This window comes from Kitasatospora sp. NPDC005748, from assembly GCF_040630735.1.
In the GTDB taxonomy this organism is placed as follows: Bacteria; Actinomycetota; Actinomycetes; order Streptomycetales; family Streptomycetaceae; genus Kitasatospora.
Window position 1 is genome coordinate 1 of the sequence record NZ_JBEXYD010000122.1, and the last position, 7,576, is coordinate 7,576.

The following is a 7,576-nucleotide window of genomic DNA, read 5'->3' on the forward strand; positions in this document are numbered from 1 at the left end:
CGGTGCGCCCGCCCACGACGGGCGGGCGCACCGGGGCGGACCCGGCGTCAGCCGGCCGCCGCGAGGCTCTCCCGCGCGGCCCCGGCCACGGCCTCGGCGGTGAGTCCGAACTCGCTGTACAGGCGCCGGTAGTCGGCGGAGGCGCCGAAGTGGTCGAGGCTGACGATCCGGCCGTGCGGGCCGACCAGCTCGCGCCAGCCGAGCGCCACGCCCGCCTCCACGCTCACCCGCGCCGCCACCGCGGGCGGCAGGACGCCGTCGCGGTACTCGCGCGGCTGCGCGGCGAACCACTCCAGGCACGGCAGCGACACCACCCGGCTCGCCACGCCCTCGCCGGCCAGCTGCTCCTGCGCCGCCAGCGCGAGGTGCACCTCGGAGCCGGTGGCCAGCAGCAGGACCCGGGGCGGGGCGCCGTCGGCCGGGTCGCGCAGCACGTAGCCGCCGCGGGCGGCGCCGTCCGCCGGTGCGCACCCGCCGGTCCCGCGGTCGAGGACGGGCACCTTCTGCCGGGTGAGGACGAGGCCGGTCGGCCGGTCGTGGTGCTCCAGCAGCGCGTGCCAGCAGGCGGCCGTCTCGTTGGCGTCGCAGGGGCGCACCACGTCGAGGCCGGGGATCGCGCGCAGCGCCGCGAGGTGTTCCACCGGCTGGTGGGTGGGGCCGTCCTCGCCGAGGCCGATCGAGTCGTGCGTCCAGACGTAGACGGTCGGGAGCTCCATCAGCGCGGCCAGTCGCACCGCGGGCCGCATGTAGTCGCTGAAGGTCAGGAAGGTGCCGCCGTAGGGGCGGGTCAGGCTCTGCAGGGCGATCCCGTTGAGGGTGGCCCCCATGGCGTGCTCCCGGATCCCGAAGTGCAGGGTGCGGCCGTACGGGCCGCCCTTCCACTCCGCGGTCTCCACGCCCTCGGGCAGGAAGGAGGGCTCGCCGTCCATGGTGGTGTTGTTGCTCCCGGCGAGGTCGGCCGAGCCGCCCCACAGCTCGGGCAGGACCGGTGCGAGCGCGGTGAGCACCCGGCCCGAGGCGGCGCGGGTGGCCAGCCCCTCCCGGTCCGCGGGGAAGGCCGGCAGGTGGTCGGCCCAGCCGTCCGGCAGCCGGCGCTCCGTCAGCCGGTCCAGCAGTGCCGCGCGCTCGGGGTGCTCGTCGCGCCAGCGCTCGTAGCGCGGGGTCCAGGCCTCGTGGAGTTCACGGCCGCGCTCGCGTGCCCGGCGGGTGCGGGTGAGGACGTCGTCCTCGACGGTGAAGCTGCGCGCGGGGTCGAAGCCGAGCAGTTCCTTGGTGGCGGCGACCTCCTCGTCGCCGAGCGCGGAGCCGTGGGCCTTGCCGGAGTTCTGGAGGTTGGGGGCGGGCCAGCCGATGACCGTCCGCAGCACCAGCAGCGAGGGCCGGGTGGTCTCCGCGCGGGCGGCCCGGAGCGCGTCGAGGACGGCGTCGACGTCCTCGACGTAGCGGCCGGTGCGGGTCCAGTCGACGGTCTGCACGTGCCAGCCGTAGGCGCGGTAGCGGGCGGCGACGTCCTCGCTGAACGAGACGTCGGTGTCGTCCTCGATCGAGATGTGGTTCTGGTCGTACACCATGGTCAGGTTGCCCAGCCGCTGGTGGCCGGCCAGCGAACTCGCCTCCGCGGTGACGCCCTCCATGAGGTCGCCGTCCGAGGCGAGGACGTAGACGTGGTGGTCGAAGGGGCTCTCGCCGTCCGGGGCGTCCGGGTCGAGCAGGCCGCGTTCCCGGCGGGCCGCCATCGCCATGCCGACGGCCGCGCCCAGCCCCTGGCCGAGCGGGCCGGTGGTGATCTCCACGCCCCGGGTGTGCCGGTACTCGGGGTGGCCGGGGGTGGCGGAACCCCAGGTCCGCAGGGCTTCCAGGTCGGAGAGCTCCAGGCCGTAGCCGGTGAGGTACAGCTGGACGTAGAGGGTGAGGCTGGTGTGTCCGCAGGACAGTACGAAGCGGTCGCGGCCCAGCCACTGGTCGTCACCGGGGTCGTGGCGCAGGACGTTCTGGAACAGCAGGTGGGCCAGTGGTGCCAGGCTCATCGCCGTCCCGGGGTGGCCGTTCCCGGTGCGCTGCACGGCGTCGGCCGCGAGCAGCCGGGCGGTGTCCACGGCCCGGACGTCCACGGCGTCCCAGCCCGCCCGTGCGGCGACGGGGTCGGCCAGCGACTGGTGGCGGGTCGCGGGGTGCTTGTCGGGGGGTGTCACGGGTGTCCTCCCAGGGGGCCGGTCGGGGTCGGTGAGGTCGCCGGGGACGGTTCGGCGCGTCCGCGCGGCCTCCAGCGCCTACCCGGTGACCGGACCCGCATGGCCCGATCCGGTCCGGGATTCACCCGCCCGGTCCGGCCGGCGCGCGGCTGCCCCGTCCGCGACCCGAAGGGCGGGCCCTCCGCACTCCGGTGTCGGGGCGGCGCGCGGGGGTAGCCTCCGGACATGCCACACCACGATCTTGTCGTCCTGGGCGCGGGCTCCGGCAACACGGTGATCGATGACCGCTTCGGCGGCCTCGACGTCGCCGTCGTCGAGGAGGGGCCGTTCGGCGGGACCTGTCTGAACCGGGGCTGCATCCCCAGCAAGATGCTCGCCCACACGGCCGACGTCGCGGACACCGTGCGGGAGGCCGGCCGCTTCGACGTGGACGCCGCACCGGGCGTCCTGCGGTGGCCACGGGTACGCGACCGCGTCTTCGGGCGCCTCGACGGGCAGGCCGCGGAGGGGGAGCAGGGCCGGCGCGGCTCGGACTTCGTCACCGTCCACCGCGGCCGGGCGCGCTTCACCGGCGAACGGACGCTGGTGGTGGAGGGCGACGGGAGAGAGGTGCACATCACCGCGGACCGGGTCGTGGTGGCGGTCGGCAGCCGCCCGCTGGTCCCGCCGCCGCTACGCGACAGCGGGCTGCCCTACGAGACCTCGGACACGATCATGCGGCGCCCGACGCCGCCGCGGCACCTGGCCGTCCTCGGCGGCGGCTACATCGCCGCCGAGCTGGCGCACGTCTTCCACGCGGCCGGCAGCCGGATCACGATCATCGAGAAGCAGGAGACCCTGCTCGCCCCACAGGACGAGTCGGTGTCCCGCGCCTACACCCGGCTGGCCCGCTCCGCGTTCGACGTGCGCACCGGCGTCGAGCTGACCGGACTGGAGGGTGAACCGGGCCGGCTGCGGCTGCGCCTGGACGACGGCTCCGCGGTCGAGGCCGACGCCCTGCTGGTGGCGGTCGGCCGGACCCCCAACAGCGACAGCATCGACGCCGACCGGGCCGGCATCGCCCTGCGGGAGGACGGCCGCGTGGTGGTGGACGCCCATCAGCGGACCACCGCGCCGGGCGTCTTCGCCCTCGGTGACGTGTGCACCCCCGTACCGCTCAAGCACGTCGCCAACCGGGAGGCGCAGGTGGTCGCGCACAATCTGCTGCACCCCGACGACCTGATCGCCACCAGCTACGACGCCGTCCCCGCCGCGGTCTTCACCCGCCCCCAGATCGCCCAGGTGGGCCGGACCGAGCAGGAGTGCCGGGACGCCGGCCTCGACTACACGACCGCCACCCGCCGGTACGCGGACGTCGCCTACGGATGGGCGCTGGAGGACACCGCCGGCTTCTGCAAGGTGATCGCGGACCCGGGGACCGGCCGCCTGCTGGGCGCCCACGTCCTCGGCCCGCAGGCGTCCACCCTGGTCCAGCCCCTGGTCGTCGCGATGAGCCTCGGCATCGACGTCCCCACCCTGGCCGGCACCCCGTACTGGATCCACCCCGCCCTCACCGAGGTCGTCGCAAACGCCCTGCTCGACCTCGACCTCTGACGGCGGCGCCGGGACGGGCGGACGGTGCCCGACCTCTGACGGCGGGCCCGGACCGGCAGGCGGCGCGGGCGTCCGGAGGGCGCCGTCCGGACGGGATGCGCCGGCCCGGCCATGAAACGGCGGTGTCCGGGCAGACGGGGGACGTGACCACAGGGGTAAGGCGTCCGCTCCGAACGATCGCACCGGCACTGCTCGCCCAGACGGTGCTCATGGTGCTGGCCGGTCTCACGATCACCCACCCGCCGCTGCACCTCTGGCGGCCGGGGGAGAACGCGCTGACCGACCGGCTCGCCGCGGGCCGGGTACCCGTCCTCGACACCGTCACCGCGTGGCTCTCGGTCCTCGCGAGCACCGGGGCCGTGATCGCCGTGGCGGGCGTCGCCGTGCTCGCACTGCTGCTGGGCGCCCGGTGGTGGCGCGAGGCCGCCTTCCTCGGCGGCTCCGTGGCCGCCCAGTCCGCGGTCTTCCTGCTGGTCACCCTGTGCGTGGACCGGCCCCGGCCGACCGCGCCCCGGCTCGACGGCGCACCGCCGACCTCCAGCTTCCCGTCCGGCCACGTCGGTGCGGCGGTCGCGCTGTACGGCGCACTGGCCGTCCTCGCCGTCCTGCGCGTGCGGGGGCCGCTCCGGCTGCCGCTGTGCGCCCTGGCGGCGCTGCTGCCGGTGCTGGTCGGGTTCAGCCGGCTGTACCGCGGCATGCACCACCCGACCGACGTGCTGGCCGGGCTGGTGAACGGCGGCGCCGTGCTCTGGATCATGTGGCGGGCTTTCCTCTCCGACCCCAGGGAGACCACCGTGGCAGCCGTACCCGATCACCCGTCCGCCGGCCGGGCGGTGGTGGTCTTCAACCCCGTCCTGGTCGACGAGGACACCCTCGACCGGATCGACCGCGTCCTCGCCGGCCACGGCTGGGCGGCGCCGACCAGAACCGCCACCAGCGAGGCCGACCCCGGCCGGGGCGCCGCGGCGGCCGCGGTCGCCGCGGGGGCCGACCTGGTGGTGGCCTGCGGCGGCGACGGCACCGTGACGGCGTGCTCGCACGCCCTCGCCGGTACGGGCGTCGCGCTGGCCATCGTCCCCTGCGGCACCGGGAACCTGCTCGCCCGCAACCTCGGCCTGCCGGCGGACCCGGCGCGGGCGCTGGCGGACGCCCTCGCCGGCGGGCCCCGCCGGATCGACCTCGCCCAGGCCGACGGCGACGGCATCACCGCCACGGTGGTCAGCGCCATGGCGGGCATCGGCCTGGACGCCGCGGCGATGGCCGGCACCAGCCGCCGCGCGAAGAACCGCTGGGGCTGGCCCGCCTACCTTCCTCCGCTGCTCCGCCACCTCGGCGACCGCCGGATGCGGCTCACCGTCACCCTGGACGACGCGCGCCCGCTTCACCGGCGGGCCGCGATGGCCGTGATCGGCAACGTCGGCGCGCTGCAGGGCGGAATCCGGCTGCTGCCGGGCGCCCGGCCGGACGACGGCCTGCTCGACCTCGTCCTGGTCCACCCGCGCGGCCTCGCCGGCTGGCCGGCGGCGGCAGCGCGGCTGCTCACCGGGCGGACCGGCGCGGGGGGCGGGTCGGCGCCGTTCGAACACTTCCAGGCGCGCCGGATCCACCTCACCGCCGACCGGGACCAGCCGCGGGAGCTCGACGGGGAGTGCCTGCCGGCCGGCCGCACCCTGCGGCTGGCCGTCCGGCCCGGCGCCCTGCTGGTCCACACGCCCACGGCCGGCGGGCCCCCGGTCAACGGAGCTGCGGTCGGCGGGCCCCCGGGCGACGCAGCCGCGGGTGACGGAGCTGCGGGCGACGGGTCCCACCCGGTCGGAGCCGATCCCGTCCCGGCCGAACGGAGCAGCTGAGTGGGAACCGCCACTCGCGTCGGCCACCGCGGCCGCGAGCCCGAGGAGCTCTCCGCCGACGAGGCCGTCACGACGCTGCGCGCGTACGGCCGGTGGCAGTTGCTCAGGGACGCCTTCCTGCGCTTCCGCTACGCCGACGGCTTCAGCCACGCCCGGGCCCTCGCCTTCCAGACCGTGCTCGCCCTCGTCCCGTTCGCGATCGCGGTGGTCGGCCTCTCGTCCGTGCTGCACACCCAGTGGCTCGGCCGGGTGACCGAGCTGACCATCGCCCGGCTCACCGCGGGCCCGAGTTCCGACCTGGTCGACCAGGTCCTGCGGAGCGGCCGCGAGCGCGCGGGAGACGGCGGGAGCGTCGCCCTGTGGGGCGGCGCCGTGTTCTCCCTCGTCAACGTCGCCACCGCGATGTGCCAGATCGAGCGCGGGGCCAACCGGATCTACGGCATCGAACGCGACCGGCCCTTCCACCGCAAGTACGCGCGCGGACTGCTGATGGCCGTGCTGGCCGGTCTGCCGCTCGGCCTCGGCTTCGTCCTGCTGGTGGCGGGCCGGGAGATCGCCGCGGCGGTCGTCGAGGCGGGCGGACCGGGGACCCATCGGGAGGCTCTCGTCTGGGCGGTCCTGCGATGGCCGGTCGGCATCGTGCTCGCCCTGCTGTCCGCGAGCGTCATCTTCCACCGGGCACCGCGCCGCCGACAGCCCGGCCACACCTGGCTCGCCTTCGGCGCCGCCGTGTACCTGGTGCTGTGGGTCGGCCTGACCGCCCTGCTCGGCCTGTACCTGCGGCTGAGCAACTCGATCGACGCGGTGTACGGGCCGCTGAGCGTGATCATCTCGCTCCTGATGTGGGCCTACCTGACCGCGATCGCGCTCTTCCTCGGGATCGCCTTCGCCGCGCAGCTGGAGGCCGACCGGGCGGGCGTCGAGGAGCCGGTGCTCCCCGACCCCGAGGATGATCGCGCAGGTCGTGGGTAGACGAGCCGTGATGACAGCTGACCGAAGGCCGCACCGAAGCCCCGCCCGTACCCGGGTCCCCGCGCTGCGCCGGCTCTCCCGGCGCTGGATCACCCGGCGCCGCTTCACCCAGCGCCGGGCCGACCGGCGCTTCGGGGAGCGCCTGCTCGGGGCCGTCCTGGCGTTCGCCGTGGCGGCGGTGCCGGCCGCCGTCCTGCTGGTGCTGATCGAGGCCGGCTGGGAGCCGCTGCGCGAGCTGGACGCCGGGGCGGCGGTGCACCTGAACGAAGCCGTCCGGCACCACCCGCTCCTGCTGGAGACCACGCGGGTACTGAGCAACTGGGTCTGGGACCCGGTCACGATGCGCCTGCTGGTGGCGGCCACCGTCGGCTGGCTGCTGTGGCGGCGGGCCTGGCGGCTGGCCCTGTGGGCGGCCCTCACCGAGCTGGCCGCCGGACTGACCGGCCTGCTGGTCAAGGTCACGGTGGCCCGGGTCCGGCCCCGGCTGCCCGATCCCGTCGCCCACGCGCCGGGCTTCTCCTTCCCGTCGGGGCACGCCATGACCGCCATGGCCTCGTGCGCGATCCTGCTGCTGGTGCTCCTGCCGGTCGTGCCCCGGCGGGCCCGCCCGGTGGCCTGGGCGATCGCCGCGGTGACCGTGCTCGGGACGGGGCTGACCAGGATCGCCCTCGGCGTGCACTGGGTCAGCGACGTCCTCGGGGGCTGGCTGCTCGGGTTCGCGCTGGTCGCCTCGACCGCCTGGGCGTTCGAGGCCTGGCGGCGGGAGAGCGGCCTCCGCACGCCGAGGCTCCCGGAGGGCCTGGAACCCGAACTCGCCACGGACGACGACCCCGGCAGCCGCCCGTACCGACCGGTGGGGTGAGGCGCCGGCCGTGTCGTCGGCGGCGACTTCGTCCAGCACCGAGGCGACGTACTCGGGGTGGATCGGCAGGTGCTTCTCGATGTCCCGGGTGTAGGCGCCGACGACGT

At 75.9% G+C, this 7,576-nt stretch carries 5 protein-coding genes; 4 read left to right on the forward strand and 1 reads right to left on the reverse strand.

Features of this window, described 5'->3' with window-relative positions; all coding sequences use genetic code 11:
- Positions 1-47 precede the first annotated feature (47 nt).
- On the reverse strand, positions 48-2,192 hold the full coding sequence (gene tkt / locus ABZ495_RS36450) for a transketolase (RefSeq protein WP_359840261.1): 2,145 nt from the start codon (positions 2,190-2,192) through the stop codon (positions 48-50).
- 225 nt (positions 2,193-2,417) lie between these two features.
- Here tkt and ABZ495_RS36455 point away from each other — a divergent pair, with 225 nt between their 5' ends.
- From ABZ495_RS36455 to ABZ495_RS36470, 4 genes are all read left to right on the forward strand, one after another.
- Positions 2,418-3,785, forward strand: a complete 1,368-nt coding sequence (locus tag ABZ495_RS36455; RefSeq protein ID WP_359840263.1) for a mycothione reductase — start codon at positions 2,418-2,420, stop codon at positions 3,783-3,785.
- Positions 3,786-3,928: 143 nt separating this feature from the next.
- Entirely contained in the window at positions 3,929-5,635 is a 1,707-nt protein-coding gene (locus tag ABZ495_RS36460; protein ID WP_359840265.1) for a diacylglycerol kinase family protein, read from the forward strand.
- Complete coding sequence (locus ABZ495_RS36465) at positions 5,636-6,607, forward strand: YihY/virulence factor BrkB family protein (RefSeq protein WP_359840267.1); 972 nt, start codon at positions 5,636-5,638, stop codon at positions 6,605-6,607.
- Between the two features lie 10 nt (positions 6,608-6,617).
- Positions 6,618-7,469, forward strand: coding sequence for a phosphatase PAP2 family protein (locus ABZ495_RS36470; RefSeq protein WP_359840269.1), 852 nt, complete (start codon positions 6,618-6,620; stop codon positions 7,467-7,469).
- Positions 7,470-7,576: the final 107 nt, after the last annotated feature.

What these genes read in the sequence shown, in the direction of transcription:
- ABZ495_RS36455 (WP_359840263.1), top strand. Translation starts at nt 2,418, where the DNA reads ATGCCACACCACGATCTTGTCGTCCTGGGCGCGGGCTCCGGCAACACG.
- ABZ495_RS36470 (WP_359840269.1), top strand. Translation starts at nt 6,618, where the DNA reads ATGACAGCTGACCGAAGGCCGCACCGAAGCCCCGCCCGTACCCGGGTC.